Raw genomic sequence first — 21268 nt, forward strand, 5'->3', positions numbered from 1 at the left:
ACCAGCCCCCCGTGTGACGCAGGAGACTGTACTGTTTCACATGTCATATTTTTACAGGTGGGGGAGACGTGATGGAGACCGGCCAGAGCGACGTCGTGGCACTGATCGAGGCAGTCGCCCGGGAACGGGGGGACCGGCCCGCGCTGCTCCTGGCCGATGCCCGCGGGGTCCGGGAGGAGATCGGCTACCGGGAGCTCGACCGGCGGGCCGACGGGTGGGCCGAGCGGCTGCACGGCGCTGGCGTGCGCCCCGGCGACCTGGTGGCCGTCGCGGCCGCCCGCGGGCCCGAGCTGGTGGTGGCGCTGCTCGCCGTGCTCAAGGCCGGCGCCGCCTACCTGCCGCTGGACCCGCGCTACCCGGCCGACCGCCTCGCCGGAATCCTCGCCGAGGCGGCGCCCGCGCTGCTGCTGGGCACCGCCGGAACGGAGCTGCCCTGGGCCGGGCCGACCCTGTCGCTCGACGGCGACCCCGGCGACCCCGGCGTCCCCGGCCGCCTCCCGCGCCCGGCCGCCCACCCGCAGCTGCCCGCCTACGTGCTCCACACCTCGGGCTCCACCGGCAGGCCCAAGGGCGTGGTGATCCCGCGCGGCGCCTACGCCACGGCGCTGCGCGCCCTGGTCCGGCGGCTCGGCATCGGCCCCGGCGACCGGGTGCTCGCCACCACCACCATCGCCTTCGACATCGCCGGCCTGGAGCTGTTCGGCACCCTCACCGCCGGGGCGTGCGTGGTCCTCGCCGACGACCGGCAGGTGGGCGACCCCGCCGCACTCGCCGAGCTGATCACCGTCGCCGGGGTGACCACGGTGCAGGGCACCCCGGCCCTCTGGCACGGACTGCTGGCGGAGCGCCAGGTCCTCACCGGACTGCGCGCCCTGGTCGGCGGCGAGGCGCTGCCCCGCGACCTCGCCGACCGGATGCTCCGGGCCGGCGCCGCACCGGTCAACCTCTACGGGCCCACCGAGACCACCATCTGGTCGCTCACCGCCCCGGTCGCCCCCGGCGGCGGGCCGCCGCCGATCGGCACGCCGCTGCCCGGCACCGCCGCCCGGGTGCTGGACGCCCGCCTGCACCCGGTGCCGCCGGGCCAGGACGGCGAGCTCTACCTGAGCGGCCCGACCCTGGCCGCCGGCTACCTGTCCCGCCCCGGACCGACCGCCGAGCGGTTCCTGCCCGACCCGGCCGGCCCGCCCGGCAGCCGGATGTACCGCACCGGCGACCTGGTCCGGCTCCGCCCCGACGGCGGACTCGACTACCGCGGTCGGTGCGACGACCAGGTGAAGGTCCGCGGCTTCCGGATCGAGCTGGGCGAGGTGGAGGCCGCGCTGCGGGCCGACCCGGCGGTGGCCCGGGCCGCCGTGGCGGTCCGCGGCGAGGGGCCCGAACGGCAGCGGCTGATCGGCTACCTGGTGGCCGAGCCCGGCACCGGCCCGGCGGACACGGACCGGGTGCGGGCGACCGCCGCCGGCCTGCTGCCGGCCTACATGCTGCCCGCCGCCCTGCTCTGGCTGGACCGGCTGCCGCTCGCCCCCAACGGCAAGCTCGACCGGCGGGCGCTGCCCGACCCGCCGCCGCCCGGCGCGGCGCCCGCCGACCGGGCCCCGGCCGATCGGACCGAGGCGGCGCTCTGCGCGCTCTTCGCCGAAGCCCTGGACCTGCCGGGGGTCGGTCCCGAACAGGACTTCTTCGACCTGGGCGGCACCTCGCTGCTGGCCACCCGGCTGACCGGCGCGGTGCGCGCCCGGTTCGGCCGCCGGGTCGGCCCGCACGACCTCTTCGACCACCCCACCCCCGCCGCGCTGGCCGGGCTGCTCGCCGACGCCCGTCCGGCCGGCCCACCGCTCACCGTCGGCCCCCGGCCGGAGCGGATCCCGCTCAGCCCCGCCCAGTACGGCCTCTGGTACCTGGACCAGCTGTACGGCCCGGGCCCGCTCTACAACCTGCCGCTGGTGCTGCGCTTCGAGGGGCCGCTCGACCGCACCGCGCTGCGGGCCGCGCTCGCCGATCTGACCGATCGTCACGAGGCGCTGCGCACCACCCTGCCGGACGAGCTCGGCCGGCCGCACCAGCGGGTGCACCCGCCGGGCGAGCTGCCGCTGGAGCCGGTCGTCCGCGCCGTGGCGCCGGAGGAGCTGGAGGCGGCGCTGGACCGGGCCGTCCGGACGGTCTTCGACCTGGCCGCCGACGCCCCGGTCCGGGCCGAGCTGCTGGTATGCGGCGAGGAGCGGCACGTCCTGGTCCTGCTGCTGCACCACAGCGCCGCCGACGGCTGGTCGACCGACCTGCTGGCCCGCGACCTGCTCCGCTGCTACCGCGACCGGCTGGCCGGCCGGAGCCCGCGGTGGCCGGCCCCGCCCGTCCAGTACGCCGACTTCGCGCTCTGGCAGCAGCGGTCCGCGCCGGAGGGCGAGCAGGAGTTCTGGACCCGGACCCTGGCGGGCGCGCCGGAGCTGGTGACGGTGCCCGGCGACCGGCCGCGGCCCGACGCGGCGGTCGGCCCCGGGGCGGCGCTGCCGTTCACCGTGGACGCGGCCGGTCACGCCGAACTGCTGGCGGCCGCCCGGACGCACGGTTGCACGCCCTTCATGCTGGTGCACGCGGCGCTGGCGGCGCTGCTGACCCGCCGGGGCGCCGGGACCGACGTGGTGGTCGGCGCCGTGGTCGCCGGCCGGCCCGATCCGGCGCTGGCCGAGGTGGTCGGACACTTCGTCAACACCGTCCCGCTGCGGACCGGCACCGGGGGCGACCCGGCCTTCGCCGAACTGCTGGCCCGGGTCCGGCAGGCCGACCTCGCGGCGCTGGAGTACCAGGACACCCCGTTCGAACGGCTGGTCGGCCTGGTCAACCCGACCCGCACGACGGACCGCCAGCCGCTCTTCCAGGTGCTGCTGGCCTTCCAGACCGAGCCCGTGCGGCTGCCCGAGGTGCCCGGACTGGCCGTCGAACTCGCCGGGCGGAGCACCGGGACGGCCAAGTTCGACCTGACCTTCGGGCTGACCGAGCACCTCGGCCCGGCCCGCGAGCCGCTCGGACTGACGGGTGAACTCGAGTACCGCTCCGACCTGTTCGATCCGGCGACGGCCCAGGGGCTGGCCACGGAGCTGGTCGGGCTGATCCGCACGGCGGTCCGGCGGCCCGGGCAGCGGATCGGGGCATGAGGAAGGGCCCGTCCGGCTCGCGCCGGCCGGGCGGCGGCAGGGGGGCGGGCCAGCTCTCTCGTCAGGTTGACGATAACCAGGGAGGCTGGTTATCGTCATAGAGACGAGAAAGAGGGGGTCCTCTCATGGCCGACATCACCAAGCGCCTCGGACTGCGACACCTGCGGGCCGTGCCCACCGCCCACATCCGGCACCTGCACGGCGGCCGGCTCGCGCACGAGGGCACCGGGCTGGCGTTCTGGTTCCGCCCGCTGGCCGCCGCGATCTCCGAAGTCCCCGCGGACGACCGCGAGCTCTCGCTGGTCTGCCACGCCAGGACCGCCGAGTTCCAGGACCTGGCCGTCCAGGCCACCCTCACCTACCGCATCACCGACCCCGAACGGGCCGCCGAGCGCATCGACTTCAGCATCGACCCGGAGACCGGCGAGTGGCAGGGCGATCCGCTGGACCAGCTGGCCACGCTGCTCACCGAGACCGCCCAGCAGCACGCACTGGAGCTGATCGCCCGCACCCGGCTCGCCGCCGCGCTGGCCGACGGCGTCCGCACGGTCCGCCAGGCCGTGGCCGACGGGCTGGCCGGCGACGCCCGCCTGGCCGAGCTGGGCCTGGCGGTGCTCGCCGTCCGGATCACCGCGCTGCGCCCCGAACCGGAGCTGGAGCGGGCACTCCGCACCCCCGCCCGCGAGCAGGTCCAGCAGGAGGCCGACCGCGCCACCTACGAGCGGCGGGCCGTCGCGGTGGAACGGGAACGCAAGATCGCCGAGAACGAGCTGACCAATAAGATCGAACTGGCCCGCCAGGAGGAGGAACTGGTCACCCGGCAGGGCGCCAACGCCCGCCAGGAGGCCGAGCAGCAGGCCGCCGCCGACCGGATCCGCGCCGAGACCGAGTCCCAGCGCCGCACTCGGCTGGCGACTGCCGAGGCCGAGGCCGGCCGGCTGCTCGCCGAATCCAAGGCCGCCGCCGAGCGCGCCCTCGGCGAGGCCCGGGCGGCCGCCCAGGCGGCCTGGCTGACGGCGCACCAGCAGGCCGGCCCCGAGGTGCTGCAGGCGCTCGCACTGACCCGGCTCGCCGAGAACCTGCCGAAGATCGACAGCATCACCCTCACCCCCGACGTACTGACCGACCTGCTGGGCCGCCTGGGCCGCCCCGCTCCCGCCGGCGGCGACCGGTGACCCTGGCCCCGCGGGTGGTGCTGGTCCACCGGAACACCGAGTACCACGAACTGCTGGCCCGCCACGGCACCCGCGGGCAGGCCGCCTTCTTCCTGGCCGGCCGCGGCCGGGCGCTGGACGAGGTCGAGCAGCGCCACCGGCAGGCCGAAGCCGCACTGACCGAGGTGGCCGCCGCGGTGCCGCTGGACTGGCGCCGGGCCAAGGTGGAGCGCGGCGACCTGGACCGGTTCCTGTTCACCCCGCAGGACCTCGTCGCGGTGGTCGGCCAGGACGGGCTGGTGGCCAACGTCGCCAAGTACCTGACCGGGCAGCCCGTGATCGGCATCGACGCCGAGCCCGGCCGCAACCCCGGCGTCCTGGTCCGGCACCGCCCGGGCGACACGGCCGAACTGCTCCGCCTGGCCGCCGCACCGGGGGCCGGCGGGGCACTGGAGGAGCGCACCATGGTCGAAGCGGTGGCCGACGACACCCAGCGGCTGCTCGCGCTCAACGAGATCTACCTCGGCCAGCGCGGCCACCAGACCGCCCGCTACCGCCTCGCCCCGCCCGGCACGGCCGGCGAGGCCCAGGCCTCCTCCGGCGTCCTGGTCGGCACCGGCACCGGCGCGACCGGCTGGTGCCGCTCGGCCTGGCTGGAACGCCGCAGCACCCTCGCCCTGCCCGCCCCCGCCGCCCCCGAACTCGCCTGGTTCGTCCGGGAGGCCTGGCCCTCCCCGGTCACCGGCACCACCCTGGTGGAGGGGAGCTGCGCCGCGGGCGAGGAACTGGCCCTCACCGTCGAGTCGGACCACCTGGTCGCCTTCGGCGACGGGGTCGAGTCGGACGCCCTCCAGCTGACCTGGGGCCAGACGGTGCGCCTGCGCGTGGCGGGCGAACGGCTGCGGATGCTGGTCTGACGATGAGCCGGTGCCGCCGCCCCCACGTCAACCCCTGAGGGCCCCGGCGCGCCTCGCCGGCGGCAAGCCGGATCCGTGCTGACATAGCGTCACAGGCCGGATGCGCCGACCCGCCAGGAGCCCGCGCTCCTCGCGAGTTCGTTCAGTACCGGCGCAGCTGCGGCCACAGGGCCGGCCATGGCTCGGCGGGTCCGGCGCAGAGGGCGATCACGGCGTGCTGCTCCATGTTGGCGGTGCCGTGGCCGTTGTCGACCTGGGCGACCTGGCGGCAGTCGGTGAAGTACCGCTCCAGCCACGGGTACCCGATCGGGTGGACGAGCAGCACCGGCCCGGTGGCACCCGCCGGCGGCGGACCCCAGGCGTAGAGGCCCATGTGCCCGGAGTACGGGGCGGGCAGGCCGTAGGCGGGGCCGTAGTGGGCGAGGGCGCCCGCCTCGCCGTAGTTGGCGGTCAGCAGCACGGCCTGGGCGCGCTGCTCGACGGGTATCCGCGCCCAGCCCGCGGCGGTGGCGGCGGTCAGCTCGGGCCAGCCGACCTCCTCGCCGAGGTCGGGGTCGACGGCCATCGGCACGGCCAGCGCGGAGGCGGGCAGCACCGGCAGGGCGGCGAGCGCGCTGGTGAGGAGGGCGGCGAGCAGTCCGGCCGCGAGCTTGGCGCGGTGCTCGCGGAGCCAGTGGGCGAAGGGTTCGCAGCCGGCCGCCAGCAGTGCGAAGAGCAGCGGGATCGGGTAGTAGCCCTTGCCGCCGCCCACCAGCACCAGCAGGCAGAGCGCCGCCCAGGCCACCACCAGCGGCCGCGCCCAGCGCAGTTCGGCCCGGCGCCAGAGCCGCCCGATCCCGGTGAGCCAGAGCGGGGCCAGCACGGGGGAGAGCTGCAGCAGCTGCATGGGCAGCAGGAGCAGCCGCCCGCCCACCCCCTGCTGGGCGCTGATCCCGTGCGCCACCGTCAGCTCCGGCCAGCCGTGCGCGGCCTGCCACCAGAGCACCGGAACGGCGAATGGACAGGCGGCGAGCACGGCGACCAGCGGGCCGAGCAGCTCACGGGGCCGGGGGAGGAGGAGCCCGCGCGGTCCGGCGGTCAGCACCCCCAGCAGCAGCGCCGGGAGCAGGCTGAACACCAGCAGCTTGTTGAGCGCCGCGACCCCGACGGCGAGGCCGAGCAGCGGCCACCAGCGCGCCTCGCCGGTGCGCAGCAGACGGAGCGTCAGCAGGATGATCGCCAGCCAGGCGGTGAGGTCGAAGGTCGCGGTGGAGAGCAGGTGGCCGTTGCCCAGCAGATGGCCCGAGCAGGCGGCGGCCGCGGCCGCGACGAGCTGACCGCCCCGGCCGGCGCCCAGCTCACGGGCGATCAGCGCGACGAGAGCGACGGCGACCGCGGCGAGCAGCGCGGGCAGCACCCGCAGGCCGCTCGGGGAGGCGCCGAACAGCTCCGCGCCGAGGCGGGCGAGCAGCGGGGTGAGCGGCGGCTGGTCCGGATAGCCCCAGGCCAGGTGGCGGCCGGCGAGCAGGAAGTACAACTCGTCCCGGTGGAAGCCGTACCGGCCCGAGAAGGCGAGCAGGACGGCGGCGGTGGCGAGGGCGATCCCGAGGACCGGCCCGGCTGCGAACGGCTGTTGCTGCGGATGCGCATTCCCCCGAGTGTGCATGCGGGCATTCTGGCAGCTTCCGGGGCGGGTGGAGGTGGTCCGGGCGGCGTCCACTGCTCCCCTAGCGTGAACCTGCCGCCGCACCGCCCTGCCGGTCGGCCGCGAACTGACGATCCGTCAGCACAATGAGCCATCGGGCCGGGCTTCGACGTCCACGGCCAACCGGAGACCAGGGCGGATGGCGGATCACATGATGCGACCCAGTTCAGCGACGCACGGGCAGGACCGACCGAGGAGCGGAGGCGGGCTCCGGCTGAGGGCGGGGGCGGCGGCCGCGGCGAGCCTGCTCATGCTCGCCTTCGCGCCCCCCGCGCAGGCCGTCGACCCCACCGTGTCGCTCAACAACAAGCGCACCGGGTGGGACGCGAGCGAGCCGAACCTGACACCCGCCAAGGTGTCCTCCTCGGCCTTCGGGCAGCGCTGGTCCACGCCCGTGAACGGCTCGGTGCTCGCCCAGCCGCTGACCACCGGCAGCAACGTGATCGCGGCGACCGAGAACAACTACGTCTACGGCCTGGACCCGGCCACCGGCAAGGCCAACTGGACCCGCCGCCTCGGCGCGCCCTGGCCCACCTCGGCCGTCAGCTGCAACGACCCGGCCGCTCACACCGGGATCACCGCGACGCCGGTCTACGACTCCGTCACCAACACGGTCTACCTCACCAGCAAGGTCAACGACGGCCCGGACGTCCAGCACCCGCACTGGTACATCCACGCGCTGAACGCCTCCACCGGCGCCGAGCGCACCGGGTGGCCGGTGACCATCCAGGGCACGCCGACCAACAGCCCCGGCCACCCGTTCAACCCGCTGACCGCGAACGGCCGCGCCGGGCTGCTGCTGCTGAACGGCCACGTCTTCGCGGCCTTCGCCTCCTACTGCGACTCCGGCCCGTACGTCGGCCAGGTGGTCGGCGTGAACACCGCGACCCGGGCGCTCAGCATCTGGTCGACCGAGGCCGGCTCCGACACCCAGGAGGGCGGCATCTGGCAGAGCGGCGGCGGTCTGGTCTCGGACGGCACGGGCCGGATCTTCGTCGCCACCGGCAACGGCGAGAACGCGGGCTCGCCCGGCCCCGGCCCCGGCAACCGGCCGCCCGGCAAGCTCGGCGAGTCGGTGATCCGGCTCGGCGTGAACTCCGACGGCAGCCTCACCGCCAAGGACTTCTTCAGCCCGACCAACAACCAGACGATGGACAAGAACGACACCGACCTCGGCTCGGGCGGCCCGACGGCCCTGCCGACCGGCTTCGGCACCGCCGCGCACCCGCACCTGCTGGTCCAGGTCGGCAAGGACGGCCGGGTCTTCCTGCTGGACCGGGACAACCTCGGCGGCATGGGCCAGGGCCCGAACGGCACCGACAAGCCGGTCAGCATGGCCGGCCCGTTCGAGGGCGTCTGGGGCCACCCCGCGGCCTTCGGCGGCGGCAGCGGCTACGTCTACACGGTGGCCACCGACACCGGCAACGGCCGCTCGCCGCTGCGCGCCCTCAAGTTCGGGGTGAACGGCGCGGGCGTGCCGACCCTGACCAGCTCCGCCACCAGCAACGAGGGCTTCGGTTACGGCTCCGGCTCCCCGGTGGTCACCTCCAACGGGACCAGCCTCTCCTCCGGTCTGGTCTGGGCGGTCTGGTCCGGATCCGGCGCGGGTGGCGTCGGCGGCGAGTTGCGGGTCTACGACGCGGTGCCGGTCAACGGCGTGATGCACCTGCGCCGCTCGTTCCCGATCGGCACGGCGGCGAAGTTCGTGGTGCCCGCGACCGACAGCGGCCGGGTCTTCATCGGCACCCGGGACGGCCACCTGATCGCCTTCGGCAGCAACTGACCCCGCGGCGTCAGAGCTCGATCAGCAGCCCGTCCTCGGCGATCCCGGCGCCCGTCACCTCCCACGGTGGCGGGCGCCGGCCGAGCGGATTGGTGTTGTTGAGGTGGGTGTAGAGGTAGCGCGGTCCGGGCCGGCGGGCCAGCCGCGGCAGCGAGTCCGCGACGGCGAGGTGGCCCATGCCGGCGGTCCGCCTGCCGAACTCGTCCGGCGCGGCGAAGGTGCCGTCGAGCAGCACCAGGTCCGCCTGTTCCACCGCGCGGTCCATGGCCGGTGACCACTCGGCCAGCCCCGGCGCGTACACCGCGCAGGCGGAACCGTGCTGCGCGGTGAACCGGTAGCCGACCACCCAGTCCGTACTCCCGGCCAGGCCGGCCGCGTACCGCGGCCGCTTGCCGCCGAGCGTGAAGGCCTCCGCCCGCAGCCCGCCCGCGAGCGCCAGCGGCTCGCCGGGCCTGACGGTGTGCCAGCCGACCTCGGTGTAGGCCGCCAGCAGCGGGCCGACGGGGAAGGCGCGCGCCAGCGCCTCCCGGACCGGCGCGGTGGCGTGGACGGTCAGGAGGGCGGCCTCGCGCAGGGTCAACAGGCCCAGCGTGTGGTCGAGTTCACCGCTGGTCAGCAGTACGCCGCGCAGCGGGGTGTCCCGGGTGCCCGGGGCGGGGGCCAGCTCGGGTGCGGAGAGCAGCTGGGTGCGCAGGTCCGGGGAGGCGTTGACCAGGTACCAGGCCTGGCCGTCACCGCTGACGGCCAGGCAGTCCTGGCTCCGGCCGGCCCCGGTGCGGCGGGCGGCGGTGCACTCGGCGCACCCGCAGTTCCACTGGGGCAGCCCGCCGCCCGCGGCGGTCCCCAGGATCCTGATCCACATGGCCGTCAGTGCATCCGGCGCGGCACCGGGGCCGCCGTCGCGGCCGCGGCCGGGGCCGTGACCAGGTGGTGGTGCGGCGAGAACCGGCACGCGGGGTCGGTCGCCGCCGGGTCGCCGGTGAACTGGTAGGCCTGGCACCGGCAGCCGCCGTGGTCCAGTTCGCGCAGGTCGCAGCTGCGGCAGGGCTCCGGCATCCAGCCGGTGCCCCGGAACCGGTTGAACGCGGGCGAGTCGTGCCAGCTGGCCGCCAGCCCGTCGGTGACGGCGTTCGGCAGCACCAGGCCGGGCAGCTGCGCGGCGGCGAGGCAGGGGAGCACGTCGCCGTTGGGGGCGACCGCCAGTTGCTCGCTCCCCCAGCCGTTCATGCACGGCTTGACGGTGCCGCCGTGCAGGTCGGCGGCGATGTAGGCGATCTCGATCCGCCCGCCGTGGCGCTCCCTGGCCGCGGCGACGTCGCGATCGGCCCGCTCGACCTGCTCCGCGCTGGGCGCGAGGTGGGCGCGGTTGCGCCAGGCCCAGCCGTAGTACTGCACGTGGGCCAGCTCGACCCGGTCGGCGCCGAGCTCGACCGCCCGGTCGACGAGTGCGCCGAGCCGGACCAGGTTGCCGCGGTGCAGCACGGCGTTGACGGTCAGCGGAAGGCCGGCGGAGGTGAACTGCCGGGCCGCGGCGAGCTTGCGGTCGTGGGCGGCGATGCCGGCGATGGTGTCGGCGCTGCCCGGCTCCGCGTCCTGCAGGGAGAGCTGCACATGGTCCAGGCCCGCGGCGGCGAGCTCGGCGGCCCGCCCGGGGCCGAGCGGGATGCCGCTGCTGATCAGGTTGGTGTAGAGGCCCAGCTCTCGTGCCCGGGAGACGAGTTGCCCCAGGTCGCGGCGGACCAGCGGTTCGCCGCCGGTCAGGTGGACCTGCAGCACGCCGAGCCCGCGGGCCTGGTCGAGCACCCGCAGCCACTGCTCGGTGTCCAACTCGGAGCGATAACGCGAGAGTTCGGTCGGATTGGCGCAGTAGGTGCACTGCAGCGGGCAGCGGTAGGTGAGTTCGGCGATCAGCCCGAGCGGCGCGGGCTCGCGGACCGCGTCGCCGGCCGCCGCCACCACGGGCCGTACCGGCGCGCCGGTCCCGTCGAGGACGAGCAGCCGGCGCTCGGCCAGGTCGGCGAAGAGGGCCTCCACCTGGGCGCCGGCCACCCCGTCGTAGCGGGCGGCGAGCTCCGCGGTGACCGCTCGCGCGTCGCGCCGCCCGTCGCACTGCCGCAGCACGTCGGCGGCGGTGTCATTGAGCAGCAGCACGCCCTCGGGGTGCAGCAGCACGGACCGGCCGCGCGCCGGGTCGTACACCAGCCGCACGCCCGGGCGCAGTCCCGGGGCGGCGGTGCTCATCGGTCGGCTCCGTAGTCGACGGCGTCCAGCACGGCCCGCAGCACCTCGCACTTGAAGGCCAGCGCGTCCACGGCGGCCCGCTGCTGGTCCGCGGTGACGCAGTGGTCCAGGACGAGCTCCAGGGTGCGGGCGCTGTCCGCGCGGGCGACCGGGATGCGGTGCTCGAAGTAGGCGTAGCCGGCCGGGTCGATCCAGCCGTAGTGGCGGCGCCAGGCGGTGACCCGGTCGGCCATGTGGTCGGGCGAGAACATCTCGGTGAGCGCCGCCGCCACTCCCTCGGTCCAGGGCCGGGTCTGGCAGAAGTGCAGATAGCCGTCGACGGCGAACCGCACCCCGCGGGCGAGGTGCCGCTGGTCCACCACCTCGGCGCGGTCCAGGCCCACCGCCTCGGCGAGCACCAGCCAGTCGGCGAGGCCCCCGGTCCCGTCGGCGTCCGGCCCGTCCTGGTAGGCGAGCCGGCCGGCCCAGGCCCGACGGACCTCCGGGAGCGGGCAGTTGGCGATGATGGCGGCGTTCTTGCGGGTCAGGCAGAGCTGGTAGTACCAGCGGTTGGCGACCCAACGCCGCAACTCCGGTGGCGTGCAGCCACCGGAGTGCAGGCGCAGGTGGAACGGGTGGGTGTCCCAGTACCGTCCGCGCAGGTCGTGCAGCCTGGCCGCGAACTGCTCGCGGCTCAGCGGTCGCGCCACTGCGAGGTCCGTCCGGCGTAGGCGGTGACCTCGGCGCCGGTGCGGTGGCACTCCACCGCGGGGGCGGACCAGGAGGGCTTGGCGGCGGCCGGCGGGATCGTCGGCGCGGCGGCGGCTCCCGGCGGCGGTTGCGGGGTACGGGTGGCATCCATGACTGCCTCCTCGGCTTCGGGGGTGGGGGAGAGGACTCGCGGGCCCTCTGCCCGGACGCTACGAGCCCGCGCGGCCGCCCGCAGGTCGAGGCCGCCCGAACGCGGGACCGTGCCCATGCGAACGGGTTACCCGCGCAGCGCGCCCGGCCTGGTCGGGCGCGCTGCGTCGCGGCCGGGCGCGGGAACCGGCCGGGCCGTCCGCCCTACTCCGTTCGAATGACCGGCGCGCGCGGCCTGCGGAGCCGGCGCCGCGGCTCGCCGTCCTCGGGGGCTGGGACGGCTCGTGGCGGGATCTGGGAGCATGGGGGCATGAGCATCAGTGAGCCGCAGGACGGGGCGCAGCGGCGCCGTCGTGAGTTGCAGGAGCGTCACCGGCGGCAGCTGGCCGCGTTGGAGGCCTATGACCGCGCGCTGGTCGAGGCGGCGCGGGCGCAGGCGGATCTGAGCCGTACGGTGGCCGAGGTGGCGGACGCGATCGGCGGCGGGCTGGATGTGACGGCCGGTCTGCTGGACCTGACGGTCAAGGAGGTCCGCACGCACCTGGCGGCCCACGAGGCGGTTGCCGCACAGCAGGAGGGTCCGTCCGGCGCGCAGGTCCCCGAGCCCGCCGCCTCGCCGGAAGCCGCTCCGGCAGCTGCTACGTCCTGAGGTCCGCGCCGGCCGGCTGCCGGGGGCGGCGTGGGCGCCGGGGTGGCGGGTGGCGGTGTCCGGCACCGCTCGCGCGTGGCGTTCCACGGCGTGCCGGCCTGCCGCGCGGCCTCACCGCTTGCGCGCCGGGGTCACCGGCAGGCCGGGGTGCGGGGGAGAGCCCCACCGCCGAGGCATACGGCCTGCTGGTCAGCCTCTTTCCGGCCGACATCCCGAGGCTGGCACCGGACGACGGGGGATGAGCGGCAGGCGTGATCTTCGGCCTGGGCCGGCGCCTACTTCCTGATGACCCGCCGGATGCACTCCGAGAAGGCCTGCGCGGCGGGCGTGAGCGAGTGGTCGGACAGGCTGACCAGCAGGATGCGGCGGACCGGTGCGGGCGGCCGCAGCGGCAGGACGCTGACGCCGGGGCGGATGCCCTCCAGGGCCATGGTCGGGGCGAGCGCGACGCCGATGCCGGCGGCGACCATGGCCTGGGCCTCCTGGTAGTCGTGGGCCTCGTAGGCGATCCGGGGCTCGAACCCGGCGGCCCGGCAGCTGCGGTCGAGCGCCTCGGCGACGGGGTGCTGCTCGGCACGCGTGATCCAGGGGTCGCCCGCGACCTCTGCGAGAGCGGCTGAGGGGCGGCCCGCGAGCGGATGCCGGTCGCTGACGAGGAGGGCCGGGGGGTCGTCGAGGAGCGGGGTGACGAGGGCGTCCTCGCGGTCGATGCGGCACCAGTCGTAGTCCCACATGAGGGAGAGCTCGATCTCCCGGTTCTCCAGCAGGGACCACAGGCCGGCGATGCGGGCGCTGCGCACCGTCAGCCGTACGTCGGGGTGCGCCTCGCGGAAGGCGATGACGGCGGACGGGAGCAGCGAGGCGCCCGCCGTGGGGAAGGTGCCGACGCGGAGGGTGCCCGCGCGCAGTCCGGCGAAGTCGGCGAGTTCGTTCTCCGCGGCCCGTAGCTCGCGTTCGATCCGCGATCCGCGCTCGGCCAGGGCGCGCCCGGCATCGGTGAGGGTCACGCCCCGCGCATGGCGTTCCAGCAGAGGCTGGCCCGCCTCCGCCTCCAGGCGGCTGATCTGCTGCGAAACCGCTGAAGGGGTGTAGGTGAGAGCGCGCGCCGCCGCGGTCACCGAACCGCGACGGGCGACCTCCGTGAAGAGCAGGATGCGTCGGACGTCCAGCACGACGCCACCTCCAGCGTTAAGCTCAGCTAAATGCCCGTGTAGATTTTCGCGATTGTACTTCACGCTTCCGCAACCCACTATGGAATGCGTCCTGGACGGAGAGGCCGTCGGGATCCATGAGGAGTCGGCCGTGTCGCGTCTGCAGGGTGAGCTGGTCCGCGGGGGGAGCGGTGGGGGCTGGATCGTCGACCACCCCGACGTGGCGGCGACCCGCGCGGACCTCGAGACGCCGCGCCTCCCCACATCGCACTCCGTGCGGCTGGGCGTCCTGCTGGCTCTGGTGGGCGGGGCGCTCGACGCCTTCACGTTCGTCGGCCACGGCGGGGTCTTCGCCAACGCGCAGACAGGGAACATCGTCCTGCTGGGCATCGAGGGCTCTCGGGGGCAGTGGGTGCGGGCCCTGCACCACCTTCCGGCGATCCTCGCGTTCATCATGGGCGTGGTCGTCGCGGAGTCCCTCAAGCTCCCCCGGGCGGCCGCGGTCGTACGCTGGCCGGCCCGTGCGGCGCTCGTCCTGGAGATCGTGGTGCTCGCCGGCGTCGCGCTGCTCCCCACGGGCACTGCGGACATGTTCGTCATCGTCGTGATCGCCTTCACGGCGTCGGTGCAGGTGTCCACGTTCCGCAAGCTGGTGGACACCGCGTACAACACCACCATGACGACGGGAAACCTCCGCACCGCGGTCCAGAGCGTCTACACGGCCGTCGTCCATCGCGACAGGGAAGCGGCGCGCCGCGCGCGCCAGTTCGCCACCGTGATCGCCGCCTTCCTCGCCGGCGCGTTCGGAAGCGGCCTGCTGACCGCGACCGGGGCGGTTCACACCCTGTGGGCGCTCGTCGCCCTCCTGGCCATGGCACTGGCGCTGTTCGTCTACGACGAGCGGGCGGCCGCGCGATCAGCGGTACCGGCGCGCCCGGTGGATGGACCTCACCCAGGACGCGGTCGGGCAGCGGGAACACAGGTGCACTTCAGGAGGTGAGGGGGCCCCGACCGCCGGCAGGCCGGCGGTCGGGGCGGCGGTCGGTCCGGGTCAGGCGGTGGTGCCGGTGATGGTGCTGCCCGACTTGGTGACGTGGTAGGTGAGGGTGGTGCCGGTCCAGTAGTGGAAGGTGAGGGTGACCGGGGCGCCGTCCTTGAGGCTGTTGACGAAGTCGGAGGTCAGGGTGGTGGTGCCGGCGGTGTAGTCGGGGGCGAAGGCGGTCCCGAACTCCTGGTAGGGGGTCCAGCTGGTGGGGCCGGCGTTGGTGCCGTCGGCGTAGGTGGATTCCATGGTGGCGAGCAGGTCGCCGTTGAACTGGGTGGGGATGGCGAGGGTGGTGGTTCCGGTGGCGTCGGAGACCACCGGCTTGTCGGAGCTGCGGATGTGGATCTGCCACGGCACGCCGGTGGAGAACTCGGCCTTGATGGTCGAGTCGATCCCGTAGGCCTGGTTGCCGCTGAGGCGGGCGAGGGCCTGCGCGGTGAGGGTCAGCTGGTCGCCGTTGACCGTGTAGTCGGGGCCCTCGGCCAGCTTGGTGTGGCCGTTCCACAGGCCCTTGAAGGTGGTGCCGTTGAGGTTGAGGGTGAGCGTCTGGGCCGCGAACGGGCCGCCCTTGGGTACGAAGACGTTGTCGCTGGAGGCCGTGCCCGAGCGGACCTTCCAGGACGCCTTGATCAAGGCCTCCATCTGTGGGTCCACCCACTGCATGGTGGTGCGGTTGAGGAAGTCGTTGGAGGCGTCCCAGACCGCACTCGTCATGCCGTTGATCCGGGCCTCGTAGTTGACCGCCTCGAAGTACTTCAGCTCCTCCCCGCGCTCGACGTAACCGTCGTTCGGGGAGGTCAGCAGGCCGTACTCGCCGAGGTAGACGGGGATGCCCTTGGCGACGAAGGTGTCGTGGACCCGGGTGAAGCCCTCGGTCAGGTCCTTCTGGGCGGTGGCGTCGAAGGAGATGCCGCCGGCGATGTTCACGCTGAACGGGTACCAGCTGTAGTAGTGGACGGTGGCGACCAGGTTGTGGTCGTGCAGCGAGGTCATCGTCGTGGACAGGTCGTCGAGCCAGTTCTGGGCGGAGTTGGTCTGCAGTGAGGGCAGCACGAGCAGGCGGTTCTTGTTCCCGCCGCCGGAGCCCCGCACGATGCTGAAGAACGAGGTGTTGAGCTCGTTCAGGTACTGGGTCTTCTGGGCGTCGGTCGCGTCGGTGAACTGGGGCTCGTTGATGCTCTCCATGAGGAGCTTGCGCGGCTCGTCCTTGAACGCGGCGGCGATCTGCTGCCAGGTGGCGTCGAAGCGGGCCATGATCGCGTCGTGGTCGGTGGACATGTACTCGATCCACTTCCACGAGTCGTGGTGCACGTTGATCTCGACGTAGAGGCCGTCGGCCAGCGCGTAGTCGACCACCTGCTTGACCCGGGCCATCCAGGCCGGATCGATGGCGTACGGGGCCGTGTCGGACTGGTGGGGGTACCACGTGACGGGGATCCGGACGCTGTGGAAGCCCTGGGCCCGGAGGGCGTCGAACGTCGCCTTGGTGGTGAGCGGGTTGCCCCAGGAGGTCTCGTCGGGGATGGCGTCCAGGGTGTTGCCGAGGTTCCAGCTGGGCTGCATCTTCGCCACGGCCTCCATCGGGTCGTTGGGGACCCAGGTGGACGCGGCGTCCGTCGTCGCCGCGTCGGCCGGGGTGGCGACGGCGGTGCCGCAGGCCAGGCCGCCGGTGGTGACCAGGGCCACCAGGAGGCTCGCGGTGCGGGTGAGACGGCGGCTGCGCGGGCCGGCGGTGCGAGGTGCGTGGATCATGTGGAGTGCCTTCCGTGGGGTGGTGGGGGCGGGAGGTCTATGCGGCTCGGTAGTCGAACCAGTCGAAGTGGACGGTGCCGGATGCGGCGTACATGCCGATCACCCGGCCGGTGAAGCCGCCGGCCACTTCGGTGGACAGGTAGCGGCCCTCGAGGGTGCCGAGCACGGTGAAGCTGCCGTCGGGCTCCTCGACGCCGAAGGAGAGCAGGTCGGGGCCGGTCCGCGAGCCCTGCGGCGGGGCCGGGGCGATGTCGATGCCGAGGACGACCGGTCCGGCGGGCAGCGGTCGGGACGCCACCTCGGTGCGCAGCGGGCCGATCCGGGCGAGGACCTTGACCGTGCCGGCGTCCGTCTCGATCTCGTAATGGTGCTGCTCGTCCAGTCGGACGGCCAGGCCGCCCCGGCCGGCGGAGGCGTCGACCAGGGCGCGCACCCTGCACGTCAGGTGCTGTTGGCGGCGGCCGGTGAACACCACGTCGGGCTCGTCCAGTGAGGTGCCGGCGGCGTGCAGGGTGAGCCAGCCGGCGCGCTCCTTGGTGCCGCACAGCTCGGGGCGGCGCTCGCGCACCGAGATCCACTGCGGGTGCAGCTCGGCCTGGTCGAAGTCGTCCCGCTCCGGCACCGGCTGAACGGGCGTCAGCGGCCAGCCGGGCGCAGGCATCTGCAGCTCCAGCTCGCCGACCACGGGCCAGCCGTCCACCCAGCTGACCGGCGCGAGGAAGGTCTCGCGGCCGAGCACGTGCCAGCCCGGGGTGCCGCCGCCCGGTCGCACGGCGAGCAGGACCAGGCACCAGGAGCCGTCGGGCGCCTGCACCAGGTCGGCGTGGCCGGTGTTCTGGATCGGCCGGTTGGTGCCGCGGTGGGTCAGGATCGGGTTGGCCGGGCACGGCTCGAACGGACCTGACGGCGACTCGCCACGGGCGATGGCGACACTGTGGCCGCGTTCCGTGCCGCCCTCGGCGATCAGCAAATACCAGTACTCGCCGATCCGGTAGAGGTGCGGTGCCTCGGGCGCCATCGCGTCCGTGGTGCCGGACCAGAGCCTGTGCGGGGCAGAGGTCTCGCCGGTGGCCGGGTCGAGCCGCACCTGGGAGATGCCGGCGACCGTGCACCAGCAGGTGCCGTCCTCGTCCCAGGCCAGGTCGGGGTCGATGCCGGGGACCCCGGGCAGCCGGAGCGGGTCGGACCAGGGGCCGGCCGGGTCGGTGGCGGTGTAGAGCAGGTTGCCGCCGTCGCCCACGTTGGTGACGATCAGCCAGAACCGGCCGTCGTGGTGGCGCAGGGTGGGCGCGAAGATCCCGCCGGAGGAGCGCATGTCGAGCGGCAGGCGCAGCTGGCTCGGCCGGTCCAGGGCGTTGCCGATCTGGCTCCAGTTCACCAGGTCGCGGCTGTGGAACACGGGGATGCCGGGGAAGTACTCGAAGCTGGAGCAGACGAGGTAGTAGTCGTCGCCCACCCGGCAGATGCTGGGATCGGGGTGGAACCCGGGGATCACGGGGTTGGCGACGGTGGCGTCCGCCTGGTGCTGGCTTGACACGCGGTCATGTCCTTTCGGGGGATGCTCTCGGGGGTGGTGCCCCGTCTGCGCGGGGCTGCCGGGGCACCACGGGTGAGGCCGGCTCGCGCGGTCGTCCGGCGCATGGTCAACTCCTCGCGGAAGAGGCCCTGGTGAGACGGAGCACGACGGCGGAGGGGGCCGCCGGCAGGGTCAGGGTGAGTTCGGCGGTCTCCGGGTGCCAGACGGTGGCGGCCCGGCTGGACGACGGGTAGAGCACGTCGACGCGGACCTCGGCGCCGACCAGGCGGGGCAGACGGAGATCCCGGGAGGTCTCCGTGCCGGTGCGGCGCCAGGCGGTGACATAGGTGCCGGCGGGGGCGTGCAGCGCCAGGGCGATCCACGGGTCCTCCCAGCCCGGCAGGCCGAGCGGCCAGGCCGGCACCGCCTGTGGCAGGTCGGCCCGGATCGACTTGTGGACAGCCACCGCCTCATGAACCAACGCACGCGCCTGCGGGGTGAGTTCGGTGAGCCGGCCAGAGAGGTGGAGGCGGCCGAGGAGGGCGTTGGCCATGGTGAGGGAGACCTCGTCGAGGGAGTCCTCGGGCAGCGGGTAGGCCCAGACGGCGCCCTGCTCGGGGGTGACGGCGGTGGGGGCCGCCGCCGCGATGGGGGCGTAGCGGAGCAGGTCCTGCTGGTCGCTGGTGGACTGCAGCTGGAGCCGGGAGAGCAGGGCGTGGTCCATGCGCATGCCGCCGGAGGCGCAGTTCTCGATCACCAGGTCCGGGTGGCGGTCGAGGATGCCGTCGAGCCAGTCGAGCTGGGCCCGGTTGTGGCCGAGCAGGCCGGCGGCCGGGGCCTCCCCGGGGTGGGCGCTGGTGCCGGAGCCGGGGTCGGTGTTGTGGTCGAGCTTGAGGTAGCCGATGCCCCATTCGCCGACCAGGCGGTCCACCACCTTGTCCAGGTGGGCGCGGGTGGCGGGGTGGCGCAGGTCCAGGTGGTAGCGGCCGCCGCCCTCCTCCACCCGCCGACCGTCGCGGCGGAAGAAGGCCTCCTCGGGCAGCGAGGCCGCGACCGGACTGCTCACGCCGACCGCCTCCGGCTCCAGCCACAGGCCGGGGACCATGCCGCGATCCCGGATCCGGTCCAGGACTTCGTGGATCCCCTTCAGCCCCGGGAAGCGCGAAGCGGACGGCTCCCAGGCCCCGACAGCGGGCCACCAGTCGTCGCCGTCGGCGTACCAGCCGGCGTCGATGACGAAGTACTCGGCGCCGGCCTCGGCTGCGGCGTCGACCAGGGGCAGCAGCTCGGCCGTGGTGGGATCGCCCATCAGGCAGTTCATGTAGTCGTTGAAGACGACCGGGAGCCGGCGGTGGTCGGAGTGCGGCCGGCGGGTGGCGCGGCGGTAGCGGGTCAGGGCGGCGAAGGCGCTGTCGGGCCCGCCGTCCGCGCAGAACGCCAGGGCCACCGGCACGGTGCGGAATTCGGCGCCGGGCTCCAGCGGGTGGCGCCAGCCGTGGTCGGCGTCGTTCGGGCCGTACAGTGCCGCGTACGCGGTGTCGTCCCGCACTCCGCACTCCCAGCGCCAGCCGCCGCCGTTGTGTTCGAGCTGCCACAGCCAGGTGCGGCCGGACCGCCGGTCCGTCAGGCCGCCCATCGGCAGCCGGCCGCAACTGGACCACACGCCCTGCCCGGCCACGATGTGGGTGCTTCGGCCGGAGGTGGTGTGGAAGCGGCCGCTCCGCTCGGGCGAGGACACCCGCAGCGGCTGGCGCTGCCAGCGGCACTCGGCGAACCATTCGTTCTCCGCCCACAGCAGCTCGGCGTCGCCCAGAGCCGCCGCGTCGCCCTCGGTGAGGCAGCCCGCCACGAGCGAGCCGACCGACTCCAGGTGCAGTGTCCGCGGCCCGTCGTTGCGCAGCCGGACTTCGCTGCGCAGCACCGGCAGGCCGTCCATCGACCGGTAGACCGCCTCGGCGGTCAGACCGGTCTCCGGCTCGTGGAGCTCGACGGTGAGCACGTGCCACGCGCCCTCCCGGCTCGCGCGGTGGGAGCGGTGGCGCAGCCGCGAGCCGAGGACGGTGTTGACGAGGTGGCGGCCCGACCAGTAGCGCCCGAGGCCGGCGGTGGTGACCTCCACCAGCGGCAGGGGAGCGGCGGGGCGCGGGGCCCTGGTCCGCTCGCCCGGCGCCCCGAGGCGGACCAGGCGGGGCGGGGCGTGCTCGTCCAGGGCGATCTCCAGCTCCAGGGCGTCGTGGCCCCAGCGGATCATCTCGTGCGGGTCGGTCACGGTGGCATTCCTCGATGGGGAGATGTCGGGCGGCAGACCGGGCGGTTGGCAGGGACGTCAACTGCCTCGCGGGGCCGGGGCGGTGCTCTCACGGACCGTCAGTTCCGGGGGCATCAGGACGAGTCGGTGCTCCGGCTCGTCGTCGGCGGCGGCGGTCGCGGCGATCATCGCCATGACCTGGGCGACGGCGGCCTGCCCGAGCTCCTTCTTCGGGCCGCTCACCGAGGTGAGCCGGGGGGAGTGCTGCTCGGCCATCGGGTCGGGGCAGATGGCGATGACCGAGGCGTCCTCCGGGACGGTCCGGCCGCTGGCGCGCAGCAGGTTGAGCAGCGGGCCGATCGCGTCCTCGTTCTGCACGACGAAGCCGGTGGTGTCCGGGCGGTCCGCGAGGATCCGGGTCAGGGTGCCGGCGGTGCTCTCGTAGGTGCCTTTGCACGGTCGGTGCAGGAAGCGCAGGCCGCGTAGTTCGGCGCGGGCGCGGAACCCGCTCAGGGTGCGCTCGGCGTAGCCGGCGTGCCGCCGGTAGACGCCGCTGCTGTAGCCGATGAAGGCGACGTCCCGGTGGCCGAGGTCCGCCAGGTGGTCGGCACAGAGGGCGCCGGCGGTGGCGAAGTCGTGGTCGACGCAGGACAGTCCGGCGGAGTCCTCGGGCAGGCCGATGAGGGCGGCCGGGATCCCCCGGGCGCGCAGGACCGGGAGCCGGTCGTCCTCCAGCCGGACGTCCATCAGGATGACCCCGTCGGCGAGTCCGCTGGCGGCGACCCGGCGGACGCCTTCGGGGCCTTCGTCGTTGGTGAGCAGCAGGACGTCGTAGCCGTGCGCGCGGGCCGCCACGGTGACGGCGATGGCGATCTCCATCATCGTGGGCACGTGCACCTCGGGGTGGAGCGGCACCATCAGGGCGATGATGTGCGAGCGCTTGCCGGCCAGGGCCCGGGCGCCCGCGTTGGGGTGGTAGTCGAGGTCGGTGATCGCCTGCTCGATGCGGGTCCTGGTCTCGTGCGAGATCGGCCGCTTGCCGCTGAGGGCGTAGCTGACCGTGCTCGTCGAGACCCCGGCGTGCCTGGCCACATCGGCGAGTGTCGCCATGCGGCTGCTCCCTTCGTGTCGGT

The 21268-nt window shown here is 74.4% G+C and carries 16 protein-coding genes; 6 read left to right on the top strand and 10 right to left on the bottom strand.

Translation table 11 applies throughout. The annotated features are described in order from the left end of the window. The first annotated feature begins 71 nt into the window (after positions 1–71). From ACFYNO_RS37840 to ACFYNO_RS37850, 3 genes are all read left to right on the top strand, one after another. Positions 72–3155, top strand: a complete 3084-nt coding sequence (locus ACFYNO_RS37840; protein WP_388022439.1) for an amino acid adenylation domain-containing protein — start codon at positions 72–74, stop codon at positions 3153–3155. Positions 3156–3280: 125 nt separating this feature from the next. Then, positions 3281–4330 (top strand): SPFH domain-containing protein, encoded by a 1050-nt coding sequence (locus ACFYNO_RS37845; RefSeq protein ID WP_388022441.1) that lies wholly within the window; start codon positions 3281–3283, stop codon positions 4328–4330. Continuing rightward, complete coding sequence (locus ACFYNO_RS37850) at positions 4327–5226, top strand: hypothetical protein (RefSeq protein WP_388022443.1); 900 nt, start codon at positions 4327–4329, stop codon at positions 5224–5226. The genes ACFYNO_RS37845 and ACFYNO_RS37850 overlap by 4 nt, the downstream gene beginning before the upstream one ends. 142 nt (positions 5227–5368) lie before the next feature. Here ACFYNO_RS37850 and ACFYNO_RS37855 read toward each other — a convergent pair whose 3' ends face one another. After that, positions 5369–6871: a glycosyltransferase family 39 protein gene (locus tag ACFYNO_RS37855; protein WP_388022444.1), complete on the bottom strand. Its 1503-nt coding sequence runs from the start codon at positions 6869–6871 to the stop codon at positions 5369–5371. Between the two features lie 289 nt (positions 6872–7160). Here ACFYNO_RS37855 and ACFYNO_RS37860 point away from each other — a divergent pair, with 289 nt between their 5' ends. Beyond that, positions 7161–8693, top strand: a complete 1533-nt coding sequence (locus ACFYNO_RS37860) for a PQQ-binding-like beta-propeller repeat protein (RefSeq protein WP_388022445.1) — start codon at positions 7161–7163, stop codon at positions 8691–8693. A 10-nt stretch (positions 8694–8703) separates the two neighbouring features. Here ACFYNO_RS37860 and pqqB read toward each other — a convergent pair whose 3' ends face one another. From pqqB to pqqA, 4 genes are read right to left on the bottom strand one after another with little or no spacing between them, the layout of a single operon-like run. After that, positions 8704–9555, bottom strand: a complete 852-nt coding sequence (gene pqqB / locus ACFYNO_RS37865) for a pyrroloquinoline quinone biosynthesis protein PqqB (RefSeq protein ID WP_388022447.1) — start codon at positions 9553–9555, stop codon at positions 8704–8706. 5 nt (positions 9556–9560) lie between these two features. Further along, positions 9561–10934 (bottom strand): pyrroloquinoline quinone biosynthesis protein PqqE, encoded by a 1374-nt coding sequence (gene pqqE, locus ACFYNO_RS37870; protein WP_388022450.1) that lies wholly within the window; start codon positions 10932–10934, stop codon positions 9561–9563. Further along, on the bottom strand, positions 10931–11623 hold the full coding sequence (pqqC, locus tag ACFYNO_RS37875; protein WP_388022452.1) for a pyrroloquinoline-quinone synthase PqqC: 693 nt from the start codon (positions 11621–11623) through the stop codon (positions 10931–10933). Before pqqC ends, pqqE begins: the two co-directional genes overlap by 4 nt. Continuing rightward, positions 11608–11775, bottom strand: a complete 168-nt coding sequence (gene pqqA / locus ACFYNO_RS37880) for a pyrroloquinoline quinone precursor peptide PqqA (protein WP_388022453.1) — start codon at positions 11773–11775, stop codon at positions 11608–11610. The genes pqqC and pqqA overlap by 16 nt, the downstream gene beginning before the upstream one ends. A 309-nt stretch (positions 11776–12084) precedes the next feature. On the opposite strand from pqqA, the gene ACFYNO_RS37885 reads away from it, so the two are divergent. After that, on the top strand, positions 12085–12423 hold the full coding sequence (locus tag ACFYNO_RS37885) for a hypothetical protein (RefSeq protein WP_388022454.1): 339 nt from the start codon (positions 12085–12087) through the stop codon (positions 12421–12423). A 275-nt stretch (positions 12424–12698) separates the two neighbouring features. Here the strand turns inward: ACFYNO_RS37885 and ACFYNO_RS37890 are convergent, their stop codons facing one another. Further along, complete coding sequence (locus ACFYNO_RS37890) at positions 12699–13595, bottom strand: LysR family transcriptional regulator (RefSeq protein WP_388022457.1); 897 nt, start codon at positions 13593–13595, stop codon at positions 12699–12701. 130 nt (positions 13596–13725) lie between these two features. Between ACFYNO_RS37890 and ACFYNO_RS37895 the strand changes: the two genes are divergently transcribed. Next, complete coding sequence (locus ACFYNO_RS37895; protein WP_388022459.1) at positions 13726–14574, top strand: YoaK family protein; 849 nt, start codon at positions 13726–13728, stop codon at positions 14572–14574. A gap of 51 nt (positions 14575–14625) precedes the next feature. Here ACFYNO_RS37895 and ACFYNO_RS37900 read toward each other — a convergent pair whose 3' ends face one another. The 4 genes from ACFYNO_RS37900 to ACFYNO_RS37915 all read right to left on the bottom strand — a co-directional run bounded on the left by ACFYNO_RS37900 (position 14626) and on the right by ACFYNO_RS37915 (position 21245). Then, positions 14626–16371, bottom strand: coding sequence for a cellulase family glycosylhydrolase (locus ACFYNO_RS37900; RefSeq protein WP_388022462.1), 1746 nt, complete (start codon positions 16369–16371; stop codon positions 14626–14628). A 37-nt stretch (positions 16372–16408) separates the two neighbouring features. After that, entirely contained in the window at positions 16409–17908 is a 1500-nt protein-coding gene (locus ACFYNO_RS37905) for a glycoside hydrolase family 43 protein (RefSeq protein ID WP_388022464.1), read from the bottom strand. Between the two features lie 106 nt (positions 17909–18014). Beyond that, positions 18015–20138 (bottom strand): glycoside hydrolase family 36 protein, encoded by a 2124-nt coding sequence (locus tag ACFYNO_RS37910; RefSeq protein WP_388022481.1) that lies wholly within the window; start codon positions 20136–20138, stop codon positions 18015–18017. 75 nt (positions 20139–20213) lie between these two features. Further along, positions 20214–21245, bottom strand: coding sequence for a LacI family DNA-binding transcriptional regulator (locus tag ACFYNO_RS37915; protein ID WP_388022465.1), 1032 nt, complete (start codon positions 21243–21245; stop codon positions 20214–20216). Between the last annotated feature and the right edge of the window lie 23 nt (positions 21246–21268).

Origin of the sequence: Kitasatospora sp. NPDC006697 (assembly GCF_042869935.1) — a bacterium.
In the GTDB taxonomy this organism is placed as follows: domain Bacteria; phylum Actinomycetota; class Actinomycetes; order Streptomycetales; family Streptomycetaceae; genus Kitasatospora.